The sequence below is a fragment of the Microbacterium sp. M28 genome (assembly GCF_025836995.1).
Lineage (GTDB): Bacteria > Actinomycetota > Actinomycetes > Actinomycetales > Microbacteriaceae > Microbacterium.
The window spans coordinates 966,882-986,711 of the sequence record NZ_CP107546.1 but is presented as its reverse complement, the minus strand read 5'-3'; the positions used below and the strand labels follow the sequence as shown (position 1 = coordinate 986,711).

Annotated in this window: 22 protein-coding genes; 6 read left to right on the top strand and 16 right to left on the bottom strand. The window is 67.5% G+C overall.

What is annotated here, in order from left to right; translation table 11 throughout:
• Window positions 1-3: 3 nt before the first annotated feature.
• Complete coding sequence (locus tag OED01_RS04925) at window positions 4-567, bottom strand: alpha/beta fold hydrolase (protein ID WP_264157265.1); 564 nt, start codon at window positions 565-567, stop codon at window positions 4-6.
• Window positions 568-692: 125 nt separating this feature from the next.
• Window positions 693-857 (bottom strand): hypothetical protein, encoded by a 165-nt coding sequence (locus OED01_RS04920; protein ID WP_264157264.1) that lies wholly within the window; start codon window positions 855-857, stop codon window positions 693-695.
• A gap of 96 nt (window positions 858-953) precedes the next feature.
• On the opposite strand from OED01_RS04920, the gene OED01_RS04915 reads away from it, so the two are divergent.
• Window positions 954-2,132, top strand: coding sequence for a hypothetical protein (locus tag OED01_RS04915; RefSeq protein WP_264157263.1), 1,179 nt, complete (start codon window positions 954-956; stop codon window positions 2,130-2,132).
• Window positions 2,133-2,159: 27 nt separating this feature from the next.
• On the opposite strand, the gene OED01_RS04910 is transcribed toward OED01_RS04915, so the two are convergent.
• From OED01_RS04910 to OED01_RS04870, 9 genes are all read right to left on the bottom strand, one after another.
• Entirely contained in the window at window positions 2,160-2,849 is a 690-nt protein-coding gene (locus OED01_RS04910) for an ankyrin repeat domain-containing protein (protein WP_264157262.1), read from the bottom strand.
• A gap of 10 nt (window positions 2,850-2,859) precedes the next feature.
• Window positions 2,860-3,648, bottom strand: a complete 789-nt coding sequence (locus tag OED01_RS04905) for an alpha/beta fold hydrolase (RefSeq protein ID WP_264157261.1) — start codon at window positions 3,646-3,648, stop codon at window positions 2,860-2,862.
• Entirely contained in the window at window positions 3,645-4,541 is an 897-nt protein-coding gene (locus OED01_RS04900) for a DUF6357 family protein (protein WP_264157259.1), read from the bottom strand. The genes OED01_RS04905 and OED01_RS04900 overlap by 4 nt, the downstream gene beginning before the upstream one ends.
• Window positions 4,499-5,059 (bottom strand): GNAT family N-acetyltransferase, encoded by a 561-nt coding sequence (locus tag OED01_RS04895; RefSeq protein ID WP_264157258.1) that lies wholly within the window; start codon window positions 5,057-5,059, stop codon window positions 4,499-4,501. Before OED01_RS04895 ends, OED01_RS04900 begins: the two co-directional genes overlap by 43 nt.
• 105 nt (window positions 5,060-5,164) lie before the next feature.
• The gene (locus OED01_RS04890) at window positions 5,165-5,560 is read right to left on the bottom strand and encodes a VOC family protein (protein ID WP_264157257.1); all 396 of its coding nucleotides are present in this window, start codon (window positions 5,558-5,560) and stop codon (window positions 5,165-5,167) included.
• Between the two features lie 155 nt (window positions 5,561-5,715).
• Window positions 5,716-6,882 carry a hypothetical protein gene (locus OED01_RS04885; protein WP_264157256.1) on the bottom strand — a complete coding sequence of 389 codons (1,167 nt, stop codon included), beginning with the start codon at window positions 6,880-6,882 and terminating at the stop codon, window positions 5,716-5,718.
• A gap of 883 nt (window positions 6,883-7,765) precedes the next feature.
• Complete coding sequence (gene ychF / locus OED01_RS04880; protein ID WP_264157255.1) at window positions 7,766-8,839, bottom strand: redox-regulated ATPase YchF; 1,074 nt, start codon at window positions 8,837-8,839, stop codon at window positions 7,766-7,768.
• 11 nt (window positions 8,840-8,850) lie between these two features.
• Window positions 8,851-9,585, bottom strand: a complete 735-nt coding sequence (locus tag OED01_RS04875) for an HAD family hydrolase (RefSeq protein ID WP_264157254.1) — start codon at window positions 9,583-9,585, stop codon at window positions 8,851-8,853.
• Window positions 9,582-10,322, bottom strand: coding sequence for a class I SAM-dependent methyltransferase (locus OED01_RS04870; protein ID WP_264157253.1), 741 nt, complete (start codon window positions 10,320-10,322; stop codon window positions 9,582-9,584). Before OED01_RS04870 ends, OED01_RS04875 begins: the two co-directional genes overlap by 4 nt.
• A 59-nt stretch (window positions 10,323-10,381) precedes the next feature.
• Between OED01_RS04870 and OED01_RS04865 the strand changes: the two genes are divergently transcribed.
• Together OED01_RS04865 and OED01_RS04860 are read left to right on the top strand one after the other, a co-directional pair.
• Window positions 10,382-10,975 carry a 3'-5' exonuclease gene (locus OED01_RS04865; RefSeq protein WP_264157252.1) on the top strand — a complete coding sequence of 198 codons (594 nt, stop codon included), beginning with the start codon at window positions 10,382-10,384 and terminating at the stop codon, window positions 10,973-10,975.
• A 50-nt stretch (window positions 10,976-11,025) separates the two neighbouring features.
• On the top strand, window positions 11,026-12,306 hold the full coding sequence (locus OED01_RS04860; RefSeq protein ID WP_264157251.1) for a DNA recombination protein RmuC: 1,281 nt from the start codon (window positions 11,026-11,028) through the stop codon (window positions 12,304-12,306).
• Window positions 12,307-12,346: 40 nt separating this feature from the next.
• Here the strand turns inward: OED01_RS04860 and OED01_RS04855 are convergent, their stop codons facing one another.
• Together OED01_RS04855 and glpX are read right to left on the bottom strand one after the other, a co-directional pair.
• Window positions 12,347-12,658, bottom strand: a complete 312-nt coding sequence (locus tag OED01_RS04855; RefSeq protein ID WP_264157250.1) for a hypothetical protein — start codon at window positions 12,656-12,658, stop codon at window positions 12,347-12,349.
• A gap of 146 nt (window positions 12,659-12,804) precedes the next feature.
• A complete protein-coding gene (gene glpX, locus OED01_RS04850) occupies window positions 12,805-13,791 on the bottom strand; it encodes a class II fructose-bisphosphatase (protein ID WP_264157249.1) in 987 nt (328 codons plus the stop codon).
• A gap of 185 nt (window positions 13,792-13,976) precedes the next feature.
• On the opposite strand from glpX, the gene fbaA reads away from it, so the two are divergent.
• On the top strand, window positions 13,977-15,005 hold the full coding sequence (gene fbaA / locus OED01_RS04845; protein ID WP_264157248.1) for a class II fructose-bisphosphate aldolase: 1,029 nt from the start codon (window positions 13,977-13,979) through the stop codon (window positions 15,003-15,005).
• Window positions 15,006-15,079: 74 nt separating this feature from the next.
• Here the strand turns inward: fbaA and OED01_RS04840 are convergent, their stop codons facing one another.
• Window positions 15,080-16,330 (bottom strand): hypothetical protein, encoded by a 1,251-nt coding sequence (locus OED01_RS04840; protein ID WP_264157247.1) that lies wholly within the window; start codon window positions 16,328-16,330, stop codon window positions 15,080-15,082.
• 101 nt (window positions 16,331-16,431) lie between these two features.
• Here OED01_RS04840 and OED01_RS04835 point away from each other — a divergent pair, with 101 nt between their 5' ends.
• Window positions 16,432-16,617, top strand: coding sequence for a DUF1918 domain-containing protein (locus OED01_RS04835; protein WP_264157246.1), 186 nt, complete (start codon window positions 16,432-16,434; stop codon window positions 16,615-16,617).
• A gap of 11 nt (window positions 16,618-16,628) precedes the next feature.
• Here the strand turns inward: OED01_RS04835 and OED01_RS04830 are convergent, their stop codons facing one another.
• Complete coding sequence (locus tag OED01_RS04830) at window positions 16,629-17,156, bottom strand: DUF6264 family protein (RefSeq protein WP_264157245.1); 528 nt, start codon at window positions 17,154-17,156, stop codon at window positions 16,629-16,631.
• A 244-nt stretch (window positions 17,157-17,400) separates the two neighbouring features.
• On the bottom strand, window positions 17,401-18,447 hold the full coding sequence (locus tag OED01_RS04825) for a 4-hydroxy-3-methylbut-2-enyl diphosphate reductase (protein WP_264157914.1): 1,047 nt from the start codon (window positions 18,445-18,447) through the stop codon (window positions 17,401-17,403).
• 93 nt (window positions 18,448-18,540) lie between these two features.
• On the opposite strand from OED01_RS04825, the gene xseA reads away from it, so the two are divergent.
• A complete protein-coding gene (xseA, locus tag OED01_RS04820) occupies window positions 18,541-19,818 on the top strand; it encodes an exodeoxyribonuclease VII large subunit (protein ID WP_264157244.1) in 1,278 nt (425 codons plus the stop codon).
• Window positions 19,819-19,830: the final 12 nt, after the last annotated feature.

The window sequence follows — 19,830 nt, the reverse complement described above, 5'->3', positions numbered from 1 at the left end:
GGGTCAGTCCCAGTCGAGGTACTCCTCGATGATGACGGCGGTCTCGACGGGGTGCGTCACCGGGAACAGGTGGTCCGCGCCCTCGACGGTCTTGATGCTCGAGCGCTCGGGCGCGGTGGCCTGCAGTCGCTCGGCGTTCTCGATCGGGCTGACCTCGTCGTCCGTGGCTTGAACGATCAGCACAGGCAGAACGGGTGCGAGGGCGATCTCGGCATCCTCGGCCCCCAGCAGGAGGAGACCGTTCGAACGATCCGGATGCGCCGCGACGAGCGTGCGGGCGACCGTACCGCCGAAGCCGTGTCCGCCGATCCAGGCATCCGCGAGTTCGACGTGGTCCATGACGGCGATGACGTCGTCGGCCCGGTCGGCGAGCGAGGCTTCACCGGCACGATGACCGATGCGCAGCACACGGAAGCCCGCCTCCTCGGCGAGGTAGTGGGCGACGATGCCGAGCACCTCGTTGTCCGTGCCCTGCTCGGGGATGAGCACGAGGGAGACGGGCCCCTCGCCCTCGTCGACGTAGGGCACGGCGCGACCGTTCGGGTCGAAGATGCTGCTCTCGCTCACGTGGTCAGTCCTCTCGTATGGCCGTCATGATCGTCATCGGCCATGCGGACGCGGCACGGACTGACAATGTTACCGGAGCAGCGTGCCCGCTCCGGAGAGGTGCCGAGGAGCGCATCCCACCGGCGTCATCCGTTCTTCGCACTGTGGTCGTCGAGGTCCGGTTCGGCACGGAGCACGTCGGCGATCTCCTCCTCGGGGCGCGGAGCGATTGTCTCGTCCTCTTCGAGCTCGGGGATCGAGGACTCCCCCGGCGCCGGGATGTGCCCTGGTTGCCGATCGTCAACAGTCATGTCGTGCCTCCTTCAGCCACACGGCCAGGCTACGCCGTCTGCTCCGGCATCCTCACGGATAATGTCCGGATGGGACGACGCGGAGAGCACGCAGGGATGCCGATGATCGTCGACGCTCTCGCTCGGTCTGAGGACGATGCGGCCGTACGAGGACTGATCGACGCGTTCGGTGGCGACCCAGTGGAGGTCCGTGATGGCCGGTTCGGCGAGCCGGCCGTGCGATCCCGACGTCTGTCGTTCGCGTCGGGGGGTGAGATCATCCTCCGAGACGGCATCGTCAACGCGGCGATCCTGCACCTGATGCCGACGTCGTTCGCTCCGCAGGGAATCTCGCTGGGCGAGTGGGTCGCCCCTCTTCGCAACGATGCGACGCTCGCCGACCTCAAGACGGTGTTCGGAGAACGGTGGGGCTTCGCCCAGGGCGGCTCGCGCTACTTCACTCTCGACGCCTGCTACGTGCGCGCGGACGATAAACGAGGCGGCGGTCTGCGAAGTCTGGCGTTCCTCGTCGACGATCCCAAGCCGACGTGTCGCCCGGAAGACGACCTCTGCCCGACGTGCAGCGATCTCCTCGTCCGCGACGATAGGGGGGCCGTCGCCATCGACGGCACCGTCGACGCCCTCGCCGCCGGTGTGGACGCCGGCGAGCTCAAGGAGGAGATAGGGTCCCCGGTCGCACTCGCGGACCTGCGGCTCGTCCACGCTTCTGGATTGCTGGAATGGGTGGAGAGCCACGTCTCCTGCACGGCGTGCGCACGGGTGATGTGCTTCACGCTGTATCGCGATTCGGATCCGACGTTCGGGTACTACCCGATGGATGTCGCCTGGTCGCGTCCGCATGATCCGATCCCACCCGTCGAGGAATGGGGCGACGCGCGGCGCATCGCCGAGGTACACGACGCGATGCGATACGTCGACCATGAGCCGGGCTCGTGGTTCCTCGTCGAGCAGCGCGGTGATTTGTATCTCGACGCCCGCTACGCGATCAACTCGATGGTCGACGACTCGGCGCTGATCCGCCTCGACGAATCCGAGCTCCGGCAGTACGAACAGCGCGGTCACGACTACCTCAACGAGCTCGCCCGCCGTGTCAATGACGAGGGGCCGCACCGCGAGGAGTCGCCATTCCGCGGGCGGGACCTCACTCGTCATCCCACCGACGCGCGGAAGTACCAGGAGTCCTTCAGCGCAGCGATCGCCAACCACACGTGGGCCGCCAGCCTCAAGCACTCGGCTGCGCGCCGCCGACGCGCGAACGAATCAGCGGACGACTGATCCGTCAGCCGCTGACATGTCCCGCTGTCAGCCGTCTGCGGCCACAGTCCCGCGCTTGTTCAGGAACCTCCCGACCGAATCGTCCCGATATGTTTCGGCCAGTGATTTCCCGCTGTGGGCGTCGCGCTCCTCATCCGGATCGACGCCGTGCGCGTAGAGGAGACCGAAGATACGGGTCAGATCGCTGACCAGTTTGTCGTTCCAGGGTTGGGGATCGACCCAGGTGGGATCGTCGAAGCGCACTCTCGGCAGCACTTCCCTGGCGTCGAGGATGACCCGTTGGAGACACGAGTTCCCATAGGAGTCCAGCGCGTGCACGTCAGCACCCTCGTCGACGACCCTGACCAGAAATCCGTACCATCTGTCGGCGGCCTCGGCCGAGTTCTTCATCGCCCATTCGGGGTCGTCGTCACCGAACGTCGTGCTGACGAACCAGCGAGAACGCTTCACCGCAGCGCGCAGGACATCATGAATGACAGGTGCCCGCCACTCGTTCACCGAGGACGCTTCGATGTAGTTCACATCCGCACCGCGATCCAGCAACAACTCGGCGATCCTGAGACGACCGGTCTTGACCGCGACCTGCAGCGGGGACTGACCGTCATCCTTCTTCGGGGGCGCTTTCGCCACGGAGGAGACCAACGATGGCTGGGCATCCAACCGTCGACGAACCTCCTCGATCCGACCGTCCCGGATGTCCGCGAAAAGTGCCTTCATGTCACGCACCCTAGCCGACGCCGTCGCCGGCGCGAATCCATCCGCGCAGCACCTCGATCCACTCCTCGAACGCGTCGAGATGCGCATCATGGCTCCCGGCGGAGAGATCGATCCGCTCGGTCGAGGGACGCCTGTGGATCAGGGCTTGCCTGTCAGGAGCGCTGAACATCCCGTGCTTCGCGAAGATCGCGAGTGTAGGCACCTGCAACGCCTCCCACTCGTCCCAGCGGGGCTTGTGCACGCCCTCGATGGTGCGCTGCATGATGTCGGGGTCGAAGCGTGGTCGCAACCCGTCGTCAGTCGACTCGAGGTCAGCGATCCACGCATCGACGATCGCGTCCGACCCGAGAAAAGCACGTGCGTGCGCCTCGTCGACGAACGGCACTGGCCACGAAGCGAAGAACTCGCCCAGGCGGACCGCATCCCTCGGGTCGTCGCTGCCGCCGACGTGCCCTTCGAGCATGACCAGGCTTTCGACCAGATCCGGGCGCTCCGCGGCGGTGAGGAACGCGGTGTGCGCTCCCATCGACTGCCCGACCAGGATGCTCCGCTCCCCCGGTGCGTATCGCTCCAGGACGTGGACGACGTCGGCCACGAAAGCCTTGCGGGACAGGTCCGCCGAGCGTCGAGTGCTGGAACCGTGGCCGCGCTGGTCCACGAGCAGCACCCGGAAGTTCTCACTCAGGGCTCGCGCCGTCGGCACCATCTCGCGAGAGCTGCCGGCCAGCCCGTGCAGCAGGACCAGCGGCGGGCCGTCACTGCCGAGCTCGGTCACGGCGATCGAAGGATGCTCGCTCATGCGGATGCGTGAGACGGGGCTTCGAAGCACATCAGCCAGCACAGCGACTCGATCGCGTGATCTGACAGCTCCGGGTAGGTGGCGCGCAGCGCACCCTCCACCCTGTCGGTCAGCCTCTGCCACTCGCGCCCGAGCTTCTGGTGATCCTCCAGACTCTCTCCGCCCCGTGGCAGCGTGGCGCCGGCGCTCGCCTGCTCCGTCGTTGCAACGACGCGCATCGTGTCGGGCAACAGGCCGGGATCGACGATGTCCGGTCGGCGCGTCGGGGGGCCGACCGTCTGCAGGAGATGGCCGCAGTAGTTCAGCACCCCCTCGTCCAGCGCCGTGAGCTTAGGGACGCAGCGGCCGTGCGAACGACTTCGACGGTGTTCGTCCACGCGATCCCGGTCGTCCGCGACTGTCGCATCCCGCAGCGCTGCGAGGAATTCACCGCGGTCGAGCAGTTCGATGTCGGCACCATGGGCGACCAGCAGGTGATCTGCCCGTGAGACACGACGGAGATAGGCATTCGCCTCGTTCGGCGTCCCCAGGAGAATCGGGTCCAGAAGTGCCACGGCGGCGCCCTCGTCGAGCGGACGGGAGATGCCGGCCGCTTCGCAGAGCCGCAGGATCGCGGACCACAGCATCAGATGCCGTGCGAGATCGGCGCGGATGACATCAAGGTGCGCCGCAGAGATCGGGAAGCTGAAGGTCCGGGGCGAATGATCGGCCGCTGCCCCGGCGCCGAGCTCGATCCGGAGATCGCCGACCTCCCGGATCACGAAAGGGAACCATCCCCCTCGATGGAAGACAACGTCACGAGTATTCGATATGGCGACCACGCTACCCGCACCCATCAGGCCGTCTCCCCTCACCAGGCACGGCCCCGAAGATCGACGGCCCCAGGCGGCCATGTGGCGCGATCACGCTTGACAGGGAAGACGAGAAGCGGAGGTCCCGGCGGGTCCTCGACCAGGATCCCGTCCCGTCCGATCGAACGCTCGGTGGCACGGATCCGATGCCACCCGCACGATTCGTAGAACCGCACGACCTCTTCGCAGCAGCCGAGATAGCCGAAGTCGATCCCACCGGCATCATTCATCGTCTGCGCCGCACGCGCCAGCATCCGATTCCCCAGTCGCTGACCACGCGCACGCTCGGTGATCAGCACTCCGCCGACGCCTGCGATCACGACGTCGGCGTTCCCCACGCCGATAGTGCGGCGCGCCCAGCCGACATGTCCGGCAATGCCGGCGTCGGTCCGGGCCATCACATGGACGTCGTGCGGAGCGTAGCCGTAGGGCTGCGCAGGGTCCCAGGAACCGAAAGCGTCGAGGTACTCGTCGTCGAAGAGACGCCTCAGCTGCGCGAGATCCTCGGCAGACAGCGCTTCGTGAACCACGACGTCGATCGACACGATCGAGCGTGTCATCGACGGTCCCGCGTCGGTTGTCGAAGCGGTGTCGCTGAACGGAGTGGTCACCGCTTCCCCCGTGTTCCGTGTACCGCCGCTCGCCGAGGGGCCATCAGTCGACGCTCACGGCACGTTCGCAAACAGCGAGTGAATGTTCCCCTCGGGATCCGCGAAGAAGCCGGCGAACTGGCCCCACTCCCGCAACGCCGGTCGCCCCGTTGGCGTCGCCCCTGCAGCGATCAGCCGGTCGTAGCACCGCTCCACCTCGTCCGCGCTGTCACACTGAAGGTTCAGTTCGAATGCCTGGCCAGTGAACTGCACGGCGTATGCCGGATGACCGTCGGTGTTCCCGCTCATCAATTGACGAGAGAAGATCGCGACGCGCACCCCGTGTCCCCCGAACGCGACGTACGCTTCTTCGCGAACCTCCACTTCCCAGCCGAGTGCGAGCTCATAGAAGTCAGCCAGAGCCGTGACATCATCGGCGAGAACGGTAATTCCTTCGAGATGAATCGTCATACGCCGACCGTAGCCGGAACGTCCGACATGCTGACTGTCCGTCCGCACAATGCGTGCGTCAGTTGTTGAAGCGGAACTCCACCACGTCGCCGCAGATAACAACCTCTGGCGTGTCTTCACGATAAATGAGCAGACATCCGGCGGCGGAAAGAACCCTACGGCCGGACAGCGAATCCTCGAAGGAACAGCCCCGCCGCGAGGTCCTCCGGCGCAAAGTTGACGACGCTCCGCGACAACACGACTCCGGAATCACGGTGGTATCGAACGATCTCATACGGATTGGATCCGTCGCTGTCGACCATCACGACGACTTCATCGCCTTGAAAGGATGCCTGCGATGAGAGCACTTCGTCCGTGACCCCAGCTACGTCGAACTGCTTCTCCGTCCGACCTGTCGCCAGATCGGTGGACATGATGGAGTTGCTCACACCGAACCATTGGAGCCGTCCGTCTCGAATCGAATCCGCACTCACCTGCGGGTATCCGATGCCGTCGCTGCGCATGAGTCGCTCTGTTAACGGGCCAGCATCCATCGCAACCTCGCGATACTCCCCGGAAGCGATATCCCACATCGAGATGACCGGCCTGACCGGAGAATCGAGCCCTCCGCTGATGGAATCGGAGATGTAGAAGATCGTCCCGCCCTGGCACGGCGCGCTAGCGGGGAGCGCGTTGTCGCGGGCCTGCGCGCTCAGCCCCACGTTCTCCTCGTCACCGTCAGCGGTGTCTGTGAGCTGGTTGAGCATCACCGGCTCGGTGTCAGGGTCGCCCGTCGACGAGTACGGCCCAGTTGCCAAACCGATGCCATAGACCGTGCCTTCACAGTTCGCAGTGGTGTAGTAGCCGCCTTCGACCTCGCTGAGCGTACTGGTGTCGCCAGTTGTGACGACCACTTGGCTCGTGTAGCCACCTGCATCTGAGAACCCCAGATTATAGAGGCCCAACACAGTCGACGGCGAGGTCGCGAGCATCGCGTACTGGCTGTCCGTCTTCGGGCTCGCGATGGTGGTCAGCCGGGTCTCATCAAGGCGATAGTCGTTCTTCAAATCACTAAAGAACAGGCCTTCGTCGGTCCAGACGGGTCGACCGTGATCCATCCCCCATGTGGGCAACACAGACACTGAGCCATCTGCATCGACAAGGACCAGCCTCCCGCGGTGATGCGCTCCATCGATGTCTGCGCTCTGCGCGCTGAAGTACAGCGCATACGACGCGCCGCCCAGTTGCTGCGGAATCGGGCCTAGGTCTGCCGAGCTCCCGCATCCAGTGAGGAGGGCGAGCGACGAGAGGAGTACTACCGAGGCCCCTGCGACGCGCTTCATTGTGGTCGGACCATTCTCTCGCGACGACGACCTCCGCCGCCGGCGGAACCCGTCCTAGTGTACGGGTCTCCAGGTCGACGCGCGATGCGAAGATGAGTCAGAAGTCCACGTGATGCTTCACTGCTGACACGCCAAAGGTTTAGTTCGAGAACCGGAACTCCACCACGTCGCCGCACAAACCAACCTCTGGGTCTACAAGGTCACCTCAAGCTGATACCAAGGCTGCACGCTCGACGGACAGCAGGCGGTAGACCACGACGTTCTCGAAGTCACGGATCCACTCGTGCTCGGCGGATGCGAGGGATGATCTCAACTGCGATGATCAACGCCGCGCAGGCGACCCCCATACCGAGCACGGACCAACCTATCCACCATGCATCGGCCTCATCTTCCACGCGCATGCCACCGCCGCCTCTACCCGGAAATCTCCAACCGACGGTGTACGCAGGGTACAACAGGGCGACCAGCCCCCATCCGATGAGCATGAACCACACCGCGCAAGACGCCACCTGCATGATCAACATTCTCGTCACCGCAGACCGCGGAAGGAGCATCAACGCAGGGGCCGTCGAGCCCACCAACGTCAGAGCACTACAGGCCACGAACACGCCCCACGCACCCCAAGACAGGTACATCGCGCACCCGCCGACCACCAGCATCGCCGTGGCAGCGATGATCGCCCAGTGTTCTCTCGCAAGAGGAAAATGAATACGCTTCGACCGGCTGGGCGCCACTCGTGTACCGCCGTTCAACAAAGAGACCGTCAGGCGTTAATCCTAAACTCCACCACCTCACGGCGCGCCAAGCCTCCGCGAGAGTCCCTTTTTTGAGCGCTCATTGGAGAGAAGGACGCCGCCGATGGAATGCGGCATGCGCCAAAGGTTCAGTTCGAGAATCTAAATTCCACGACGTCGCCGTCCTGCATGACGTAGTCCTTGCCCTCCAGGCGCGCCTTGCCCTTGGCGCGGGCCTCGATCACGGACCCGGTCTCGACGAGGTCGTCGAACGAGATGACCTCCGCCTTGATGAAGCCCTTCTCGAAGTCGGTGTGGATCACGCCGGCTGCCTGCGGAGCCTTGTCGCCCTTGTGGATCGTCCAGGCGCGCGCCTCCTTCGGGCCTGCGGTGAGGTAGGTCTGCAGTCCGAGGGTGTCGAACCCGATGCGCGCCAGCTGGTCCAGGCCCGACTCGTCCTGCCCGGTGGACGCCAGCAGTTCGGCGGCATCCTCGGGGTCCAGGTCGATCAGTTCGGACTCGATCTTGGCGTCGAGGAAGACGGCCTTGGCCGGCGCGACGAGCGCGGCCAGCTCCGCCTTGCGGGCATCATCGGTCAGCACCGACTCGTCGACGTTGAAGACGAAGATGACGGGCTTGGAGGTCAGCAGCCCGAGCTCTCGGATCGGCGCGAGGTCGATCCCGCTCGTCGAGAGCAGGATGCCCCGTTCGAGCGCGTCCTTCGCCGCGTTCGCGGCCTCGAGCACCGAGGGATCGAGCTTGCGTCCGCGGACTTCCTTCTCGTACCGGACGATGGCCTTCTCGAGGGTCTGCAGGTCGGCCAGCATGAGCTCGGCGTTGATGGTCTCCATGTCGGATGCCGGGTTCACCGCACCGTCGACGTGCACGACATCGTCGTCGGCGAAGCCGCGGACGACCTGCGCGATCGCATCGGCCTCGCGGATGTTGGCCAGGAACTGGTTGCCCAGCCCCTCCCCCTCGCTCGCACCGCGGACGATGCCGGCGATGTCGACGAACGACACCGTCGCGGGCAGGATGCGCTCGCTGCTGAAGATCTCGGCGAGCTTGGCGAGCCGAGGATCAGGGAGGCTCACCACGCCGACGTTCGGCTCGATCGTCGCGAACGGGTAGTTCGCCGCGAGCACGTCGTTCTTGGTCAGGGCGTTGAAGAGGGTGGACTTGCCGACGTTGGGCAGGCCGACGATGCCGATAGTGAGAGCCACGGGGTACGAGTCTACCTGCGCGGGATGCCGGCACCCTGCGTTCGCTCGGTGAGCACGTCGCTCAGCGAGCGGATGTCGCGATGCGGGATGCCCACCCGTGGCGCAGCCGCCGCGCCGCGGTTGATCCAGATCGCGCTCATGCCGGCATCCGCTGCTCCCACGACGTCCGCGGCGAAATTGTCGCCGACGTGGATCGCACGATCCGCACTGACGCCGAGTCCGTCGAGCGCCCGCTCGAAGATCTCGCAGGCGGGCTTGAGCACACCGATGTCACCGGACGCCACGACCACATCGAAGAGCCCATCGATCCCGACTGTGACGAGCTTGGCACGCTGGAACTCTGCCGGCCCGTTTGTGATCACCCCCAACGGGATGCCGTCGGCGCGGAGAGCCTCCAGCACGACGAGCGTCTCGGCGAAGAGCGTGAAGGTGCTGTGCTCCGCGCGGACGTGCAGCACGACGGCCTCATCGACCAGGGCGGCATCGTCATGCCCGTACCGCGAGAGTGTGGACCGCCAGATCTCGCGCGGCAAGGCGTCGCCCGGCAGCTCGCCGCGCATCCATTTGTCTCCCTGAACCGCCCAGCAGTCACGCCACGCGTCGGTGTTCGCGACGAGGATCGCGTCGGCGTCTAGGCCGTGCCGCCGCGCCAGCTCGCGGGCCGTGTGCTGCACTGCGTCGCCCGCGCCGTCGTGCACGAGCGTGCCGTCGAGGTCGAAGAAGACCGCGTCCACGCCGGTGGTCATTCCCGCACCGCCCGATACGCGCGGGTCACGTAGGGGACGTCGATCACGGCATCGCCCTGAGTACCGAGGTCGTCGAACAACTGATCCATCTCTCGTCGGATGCGCGCTCGCTCCTCGTGCGTCGCCGTGATCACGTAGCTGCGCGAGCTGGCCAGGTCGTGCAGCTGCGCGCGGGTCATCGGACGCGTCCACTCCCACTCCTGGGACGCGAGTGGGCCGAACGGCGCCGCGACGACGGGGCCGTCGCCGGAGATCATCTGCTCCGCGGCACTGCCGTGCATGATCGCCGTGAGCCGCTCGACCCAGGGCGTGCGCTCATCGCGGATGTTCCAGATCAGACCGAGGACACCGCCGTGCCGAAGCACGCGCCCCGTCTCCGCCGACGCCGCCACCGGATCGACCCAGTGCCAGGCCTGTCCGAGCACGACGGCATCCACGCTCGCGTCAGGCAGCGGAAGAGCCTCGGCTGTGCCGATGAACGTCGGGACACCAGGCACGCTCTGCCGGAGGGTCGCGAGCATCTGGGCATCCGGATCGATCGCGACGACCTCGGCATCCGGCGCCTTGGCCAGCACGCGCGTCAGCTTGCCGGTGCCGGCACCGACATCCGCGACTCTGCGCGAGCCGGCCGGCAGCTGCTCGAGCATCCAGGCCACGGCCTCGAACGGATAGTCGGGGCGTGCGAGTTCGTAGCTGCGAGCTTGAGACCCGAAGGATGTCGCGCGTGCGTCGCTCATGTCGCCAGCCTACGGCGAGCCTGCGACGCCGGGCCCGGATGCCGGGAGACAGTGAAGTCGTGCCACTGGATTTCACTGCGATCGACTTCGAGACCGCGAACTCCAGCCCCGCCTCCGCGTGTTCCGTCGGACTCGTGCGCGTGCGCGGCGGCGAGGTCGTCGCGATGACCGGATGGCTGATCCGCCCGCCGGCCGGGCACGACGATTTCCAGGAGTGGAACATCCGCATCCACGGGATCCACCCGAGCGATGTCGCGGACGCCGCCACCTGGCCGGAGCAGTTCGATCGGCTGTGTGATTTCGCCGGAGCAGACGTGCTCGTGGCGCACAATGCCGGGTTCGATCTGAACGTGCTGCGCCGCGCCTCCGCCGCCACCGGGCTCGAGTGCCCGCCGTACCGCTCGCTGTGCAGCCTGCAGGTGGCCAGGAAGACCTACCAGCTCGACTCGTACCGCCTGCCCAAAGCGGCCGCGGCCGCCGGTTTCGCCGAGTTCTCGCACCACGACGCGCTGGCGGATGCGCGTGCCTGCGCGCAGATCGTGATCGACGCCGCGCGACGGCACGGCGCCACCGATGTGGATGCGCTGGCCGACGCGCTGAGCCTGCGCGTGACGACGCCGCCGGTGGCGGCCCCCGAGCGCGCCGTCGCCTGAGCCCGCGGTCGGTCCCGACGAATGTCGGTGGCCGGGCGCACACTGAGGTCATGGATGCTCCGCTGATCGTTCTCCTCGTGATCGTCGCCCTCGCCGCAGGGGCGGCGGTCGGCTGGTTCGCACGCGCTTCGCGCGGCGCCACGGCGCTCGCCAGGGCCGAGGCAGAACTGGCCGCGGCGCGAGACGACCGCGACCGCCAGTACGACCTGTATCGGGATGCCGTCGAGCACGCCCGTGCGCAACAGGCCGCCGAGGCCACGCGCGTCCAGCAGCAGAATGCCGTGCTGACCGCGCTGGCGCCGGTCCGGGAGAGCCTGCAGCAGATGCAGCACAAGGTCTCCACTCTCGAGCAGGAGCGGCACGCCCAGTTCGGTTCGCTCGCCGAGCAGCTGCGCCGTGCGCAGGATTCCGATGAGGCGCTCCGGGCGACCACCGAGTCCCTCGCCGGCGCGCTGCGGTCGACGGCCACGCGCGGCGTCTGGGGCGAGACCCAGCTGCGTCGCGTCGTCGAAGCCGCCGGCTTGACCAGGCACGTCGACTTCGATCTGCAGTCCACGATCTTCTCCGACCGCGGTCAGGGCCGCCCAGACATGGTGATCCGGCTCGCGGGCGGCGCATCCATCGCGGTGGATGCCAAAGTGCCGCTCGACGCCTACCTCGAGGCGAGCGCTCTCGGCGCCGGAGAGAAGGACGAGCCGTCACGCCGCGCCCTCATGCAGAAGCACGTGAAGGCGGTGCGTGCGCACATCGACGCCCTCGCCAAGAAGGCGTACTGGTCAGGGCTCGATTCGAGTCCGGAGTTCGTGATCTGCTTCCTCCCGAACGAGTCGCTGCTGGCCGCTGCCATCGATGAAGACCCGACGCTGCTCGACTACGCGTTCGGCAAGCGCGTCGCGCTCGCGTCCCCCGTCAACCTGTGGGCGGTGCTCAAGACCGTCGCCTACACGTGGACGCAGCAGGAGGTCTCCACCGAGGCGCGGACTCTCCTCGCTCTCGGCACTCAGCTGTACGAGCGTCTCGGCACGCTGGCCGGGCACGCCGACGATCTGCGCCGTGCGCTCGAGCGCACGGTCGACAGCTACAACCGGTTCGCCGGCTCGCTCGAGAGCCGCGTGCTGGTGACGGCTCGGCAGTTCCCCGGCATCGATGCGGCGACCCTCGACGCGGTGCCGGCAGCGGTCACGGTGACGGGGCGCCGATTCACGGCCACCGAGTTGATCGAAGGCGTCGCCGGCGATGAAGAGGCACGGCCGTCATCCGAGGCGGTGACCCTCCAGGCGGATGTCGGCGATGTCCGCCTGCGGCTCACAGACGCCGACGCGGAGCGCTGAAGCGGTCGCGACTCGACGATCACCGCTCAGGCGATGCGGGTCACGCGCCGCCCGGGACCCAGCTCAGCAGGGCGATCACCAGTCCGGAGGTGACGACGAAGGCGCCGATCATCCACCACGGGCTGAGCTCGTGACCCTCGTCACGGCGTACGCGGAACAGCACGTCGGCGCGCCGGGACGGATCCTGCGCGATGCCCGTTCGTGCGGCGGCGGCGGTCTGCGCGGACGCGGGGCCTTCCGCCTTCGAGGTCGATCCCAGCGTCCCGTCGGGGTTCACACGAAGGATGCGTCCGGTCGCAGTCGTGACCACCTTCGGCGTCGCCTTCTCGCTGCCCGTGTGCTGCGTGCTCATCGCTCGTCCTCCTCCGGTCGCGCCTCGGTCGAGGCGCGACAGCAGATCCGCGCCTATTCTGCCAGGCCCGACTGGGAAACCCGCTGTCGACGAGCACGCCGAGGCGTACCAGCTCGATAACGATGCTCAGCGACAGCCGATGCGGATCACAGCCACTTCGAGACGAGGTGCTCGCTGGCGATGCGTCGCAGCGTGCCGGATGCGCCGCGCAGCACGACGGATTCGGTATAGACGTAACCGCCCTCGCGGCGCACGCCCGCGACGAGCTGGCCATCGGTGACGCCGGTGGCGACGAAGAGCGTGTTGTTGCCGCGCACGAGGTCGTCCGCCTCGTACACCTTGTCCATCTCGAGCCCCGCATCGATGCCGCGCTGACGCTCCTCGTCATCGCGAGGCCAGAGACGACCCTGGATGTGGCCGCCGAGGGCCTTGATCGCGCACGCGGTCACGATGCCCTCCGGGCTGCCGCCGACGCCGACGCACATGTCGGTGCGAGCGCCGTGTCGCGCGGCGTTGATACCGCCGGCGACGTCGCCGTCGCTCATGAGCCGGGTGCCGGCTCCGGCATCCCGGATCTCCTGGATGAGCTGCTCGTGGCGCGGCCGGTTCAGCACCGACACGACGATCTCGTCGACCGGCTTGTCCAGCGCCTTCGACAGGAGACGGATGTTCTCGCCGATCGGAAGCCGGATGTCGACGACGCCGACACCAGCGGGACCCGTCACGAGCTTGTCCATGTAGAAGACGCTCGATGCATCGAGCATGGTCCCTCCGTCCGACACCGCGATGACCGACAGCGCGTTCTGGCGACCGGCCGCGGTGAGCGATGTGCCGTCGATCGGGTCGACCGCGATGTCGCATTCGGGGCCGCGCCCGGTGCCGACGACCTCGCCGTTGAACAGCATCGGCGCGTTGTCCTTCTCCCCCTCGCCGATCACGACGCGCCCCTTGAAGTCGACAGTGCCCAGGAATGCGCGCATGGCGTCGACCGCGGCGCCGTCCGCGGCCTCCTTCGCACCGCGCCCGATGAAGGGCACCGCGCGGATCGCCGCGGCCTCGGTCGCGCGCACCAGTTCCAGCGCGAGATTTCGGTCGGGACGCAGGGGGCTCAGATCGGCCGTCAGACTCACCATGCGGTCAGCCTAGTCAGCAAGTCCTGCCAAATGTCGCGATTTTCCTCGCCGCATGACCGAAGGAATCGCGATTCTTAACGTGGGTGAAGAGCGCCTCGTCGTGCGGAGGTCACGGGCCACAGCACCCGGAGCGTCCGGCGATAGAGTGACTGCTGTCCCGGCTTCATCTATCGCAGGAGTTTCTCATGCCCGTCGCCACTCCGGATCAGTACGCAGAAATGCTCGACCGCGCGAAGGCCGGTGGCTTCGCGTACCCGGCGTTCAACGTCTCCAGCTCGCAGACCATCAACTCCGTCCTCCAGGGCCTGACCGAGGCCGGCTCCGACGGCATCATCCAGGTCACCACGGGCGGTGCCGACTACTTCGCCGGTCACACCGTGAAGGCTCGCGCGACCGGCGCCCTCGCCTTCGCCCGTTTCGCGACCGAGGTCGCGAAGAACTACCCGATCACGGTCGCACTGCACACCGACCACTGCCCGAAGGATGCCCTCGGCGGTTTCGTCGAGCCGCTCATCGCCGCTTCCGAGGAAGAGGTCAAGGCCGGGCGCAACCCGATCTTCCAGTCGCACATGTGGGACGGCTCGGCCGTGCCGCTCGCGGAGAACATCGAGATCGCCAAGGAACTCCTGCCCCGCATGAAGAACATCAACGCGATCCTCGAGGTCGAGATCGGTGTCGTCGGCGGCGAAGAGGACGGCGTCCAGCACGAGGGTTCGAACGATGCCCTCTACACGACCTTCGCGGATGTGGACCAGGCCGTCCAGGCTCTCGGTCTCGGCGAGCAGGGTCGCTACATCGCAGCTCTGACCTTCGGCAACGTGCACGGCGTCTACAAGCCGGGTGGGGTCAAGCTCCGTCCGGAGCTCCTGGGCGAGATCCAGGCGCAGGTGGCCGCGAAGTACAGCACGGGTGCGAAGCCGCTCGACCTCGTCTTCCACGGCGGCTCCGGCTCGACCGACGAGGAGATCGCACTCGCGGTCGCGAACGGCGTCATCAAGATGAACATCGACACGGACACGCAGTACGCGTACACCCGCGCGATCGCCGACTACATGTTCAAGAACTACGACGGCGTCCTGAAGGTCGACGGCGAGGTCGGCAACAAGAAGCAGTACGACCCGCGCGCCTGGGGCAAGATCGCGGAGTCCGCGATGGCCGCTCGCGTCGTCGAGTCGACCCGCCAGCTCGGCAGCTACGGCCAGTCCAAGAGCTGACCGCCCTCAGCTGCACCGCGAGATGCCCCGGCCGATCGGCCGGGGCATCACACGTCTCAGGCCGCTGCCTGTGATCAGCGGCGACGCAGTCGGGCGACCCACACGGCGAGGTCGCCGATCGCATCGATGATCGCCAGGATGCCGAGTCCCTTCCCGATACCGCGCAAGCGCCCAGCAGCCCAGACACCGAACACGAGCTCACCGGCCGCGATCGCGATGCCGAGCGCCGGGCGCCGGCGGATCGCGCCGGTCACACGCTGCCAGGACGTGTCCCGACGGGTCAGCGGAGCCAGTTCACCGAATCCCGCGACCAGCAGGTTCCCGGCTGCCGCCGGCCACCCGACCGGCTCGAAGCGTCGTGCTTCCCCACCGTCGTCGAACGCGGTGTCTATGAGATCCGCCGGGATGCCGAACGCGGCCAGGAACGCCCGTCGACGCTCCTCGGAGCTGACGACGCCGCCGAGCGCCTCCGCGACCAGCGCGCGGTGCGCGCCATCGACATCCAGCCGCGTGCTCGCCGCGATCTCCGCCAGTTCGTCGCGCGTGCCGTCGCCTTCTGTCAGCAGGCGCCGGTACACCTCCGCGGTCTCGGGAACGACGATGGCATCCAGGTCGAGTACGGGCTGCGTGTCGCGCTCGGCATCCGGCCAGAACGGCACCGTTCCGGATGCCGTTGTGACCTCGATCCAGCTGTCGCCGGTGTCCGTGCGATTGACCTCGATGATCGGGAGCTCCGCGCGGGACGACACCCAGCCCGAAGTCGGCTCCGTCGTCCGGAACCGCTGCACCGACCAGATCCCCGATTCGGTGTGCTCGACCGTCGTCCGATTGGCCTCGGCGAGAATGCGCGCCACCGCCGGGCCACGATGCGAGAAGGCCGCGACGCGCACCGGCGTCGGCTCGAAGAGCATCGGATCGATGTCGTCGAGATCCTCCGCGTCCTCATCGTCGTCGTCGCCGAACAGCTCGGCGTCGTCGAACTCGGCCTCGAACTCCTCGAATCCCTCGACGGCCGTCGCCGCTGGTCCCTCTGCATCGATCCACAGGTTCAGACCGACCTCGGCGAACTCGGCGCGCAGCGCGGCGACGGTCAGCGTCGTCTCGATCACGTCCTCCGCGGTCAGCGTGAGCACCGCGTTCTCGTCCGTCACGGCGATCGCGAGAACGGCCTCGTCGCGATCAGCCCACGCCGCCGAGGCATCCCTGACCGCGGCGAGAACGCGCAGGCGCTCGAGGATCTCCCGCGCCGACGGGCGGGGATCCGACCCGTCCTCGCGGTCGACGGAGGCGTAGGACATCTGGACACCGAAGCTGTTGTGGGGCACGTCTTCGACAGTACCCGTGACCCGCTTGCGCGCAACCGGCCAGGCGGAGGATCGTGGAAGCCACGGCATGGGCCGGTCGACCGCGAAGCGAGGTGGGGATGATGCATGCACAGCCCGGAGATCACCTGATCGTCGAGGGGCGCACCGACACGACACCGAGACGGGAGGGAACCATCGTCGAGGTGCACGGCGACGACGGCGCTCCGCCGTATCTGGTGCGTTGGGATGACGGGCACGAGGGCGTCCTGTTCCCGGGGCCGGACGCCCACATCCGTTCGCGCGGCTGAGCGGACCGAGCTCAGACGCCGCCGGTCTGCAGGCACTGCACGAAAGCCGGGTCCCCGAGCATCGGGATCATGATGCAGATCGTGACCACGATCATCGTCGCGACCGCTCCGACGAGCGGCACCCACCAGGACTTCTTCCCGGCCCGCAGCCGACGGAATGCCGCGAGCGCCGTCAGCGCATAGCCGATCACCAGGACGACTGCCGCGACGGCGCCGGCGAGTCTGCCCTGGGCGAAGTTCGTGAAGTCCCCTTCGATGCCGAGGATCTGCATGCTCTGCTGCAGAACGGTCGGTAGATCGAGGTACGAGATCGCGGTCATGACGACGTTCACGAGACCGTAGGCGAGCAGCGCGATCGTGACGATGCGGTCGACGTTCCCCCGGCCGGCCGGTGCGGCCGCCTCCGGTGCGGGCTCAGCCGGCACCTCTGTCACGGGGACCGCGTCCAGTGGAGGCAGACCGGCCAGGCGGCGCTGCTCTTCCGGCGTCGCGTACTCGCCGTACTGGGGCCGCGGGGCCGGTGTCGTCTGCTCGCTCATCCCGCCATGCTAACCAGTCGCACTCTGCAGCTCTCCCAGGGTTTCCGCCGAAACGGCGACGGCCCCAGAGGTGTGGGGACACCCCGGGGCCGCTGACGGGAGCGCTGGGGACGCTCTCGCCGAAAAGCACCGAGCGCTGGGGACGCTCCGGCACCTCGCAACGCCATCAGACCAGCGTTGCATCATCCATGGTAGGAACCCGTGAAGACCAGGGCCACCCCCTACCACCCGGAGCAGGTGAGTGCTAAGAGGACGTCTCCGTGACGCGTCCGCCGAGAGCGCGCGCATCGCGCTGGCCGGCGGCATCCTGACGGAGCTCCTTGGGAAGGGAGAACATCAGGTCCTCTTCGGCCGTACGGACTTCCTCGACGTCGGCGTAACCTGCGCCGTTCAGCGCCTCGAGCACCTCGCGTACCAGCACCTCTGGGACGGATGCACCGCTGGTGACGCCCACGGTGGCCACGCCGTCGAGCCATTCCTGCTTGACCTCGTCGGCGTAGTCGACGCGGTACGCGGCCTTGGCACCGTACTCCAGCGCCACCTCCACGAGTCGAACGCTGTTGGACGAGTTCGCCGAGCCCACGACGATCACGAGCTCTGCCTCGGCGGCGACCTTCTTGATCGCGACCTGCCGGTTCTGGGTCGCGTAGCAGATGTCGTCCGACGGCGGGTTCTGCAGCTCGGGGAAGCGGGTGCGCAGACGGTTGACGGTCTCCATGGTCTCGTCGACCGAGAGCGTGGTCTGCGAGAGCCACACGACCTTCGACGGGTCGCGAACCACGACCGTGTCCGCCTCTTCCGGGGAGTTGACGACCGTGACGTGGTCGGGCGCCTCACCGGCGGTGCCCTCGACCTCTTCGTGCCCGTCGTGGCCGATGAGCAGGATCTCGAAGTCGTCCCTGGCGAAGCGCACCGCTTCCCTGTGCACCTTCGTGACCAGCGGGCAGGTCGCGTCGATAGCCTGCAGGCCGCGCTCGGATGCCGCGTTCACGACGGCCGGGGACACCCCGTGCGCGCTGAACACGACGTGCGCCCCCTCGGGGACCTCGTCGACCTCCTCGACGAAGATCGCGCCCTTCTCCTCGAGCTCGGTCACGACGTGGATGTTGTGCACGATCTGCTTGCGCACGTACACCGGGGCTCCGTAGCGTTCGAGCGCCTTCTCGACGGCGACCACGGCTCGGTCGACTCCGGCGCAGTAGCCGCGCGGGGCAGCGAGGAGAACCCGCTTGTGTCCGGCGACCGGGTTATCCTGGAGCGCGGCGCGCCGCGGTCGCGGAATACGCGGCATGGAAAGGTGCACGGCTGTCTGGCTCACCCCTCGATTCTACGGCGGCTGGATGGGACGAGGCTGGGTGAGCGAACCGCCGACAGGAGGAGCAGGATGACCGTCTTCGAGGCTTCGTCCGTTGCCGGCGAGGCACCGCCGGCCGATGCGGTCGCGCCCAAGGACTCCACCGCGGATGCTCCGACCTCGGTGACCCGCCTCAACACGACGATCCGCGACTTCGTGGCACGCTGGAACACCGTCTGGGTCGAGGGCGAGATCACCTCCTGGAACGTCCGCGCCGGCAACGTCTTCGCCCGTCTGAAGGACACCCGCTCCGATGCGCAGATCTCGCTGCGCATCTGGTCCAGCGTCCGGGTACGCATCCCGTCCGACCTCGCCGTCGGCGACCACGTCGTCGCGGCCGTCAAGGCCGACTACTTCATCAAAGCAGGAGACTTCAGCTTCACCGTGTCGGCGATGAAGCACGTCGGTCTGGGAGACCAGCTCGAGCGGCTCGAGAAGCTGCGGATGCAGCTGCGGCAGGAGGGCCTCTTCGACGCCTCCCGCAAGAAGCCGCTGCCGTTCCTCCCGCACGTCATCGGCCTCATCACGGGAGAGCGATCGGATGCCGAGAAGGACGTCCACCGCAACGCCGAGCTGCGCTGGCCGGCCGTGCGGTTCCGCACCGAGTACGCCGCGGTGCAGGGCGACCGCTGCGTCCCGGACACGCTCGCCGCGCTGAAGCGGCTGGACGCCGACCCGGACGTCGATGTGATCATCATCGCCCGCGGCGGCGGCGACCCGCAGACGCTTCTCGGGTTCAGCGACGAGCGGCTCGTGCGCGCGGTCGCCGCGGCATCCACTCCCGTCGTCTCCGCGATCGGGCACGAGAACGACCACCCGCTGCTCGACGACGTCGCCGACCTGCGCGCGTCGACCCCGACGGATGCCGCCAAGCGGGTCGTCCCCGACGTCGGGGAACAACGCGCGGTCATCGCGCAGCTGCGATCGCGGGCCACGAGCCGACTGACGCAGCGGATCTCCCACGACATCGCCCAACTGGATCAGCTGCGCTCCCGCCCGGTGCTCCGCTCCCCCGACCACATCATCGATGCGCGCGCCCAAGAGGTGCTGCTGCTGTCGGCGCGCGGTCGCGACACCGTCACGCGCCGCATGGACGACGCCGCGAGGCGGACGTCGGAGCTGCGGGCCTCCCTGCGGGCACTGTCCCCCGCGGCGACCCTGGCGCGCGGCTATGCCATCGCGCACCTCGAGGGCGGCGTGATCCTGCGCGATGCGGCCGATGCGCCCGCCGGCACAGCGCTGACCCTCACCGTCGACCGGGGGACGGTCGCGGCGCGCTCGGAGGGCGAGATCGCAGAAGGCGCCTGAATCGGCGCGTGT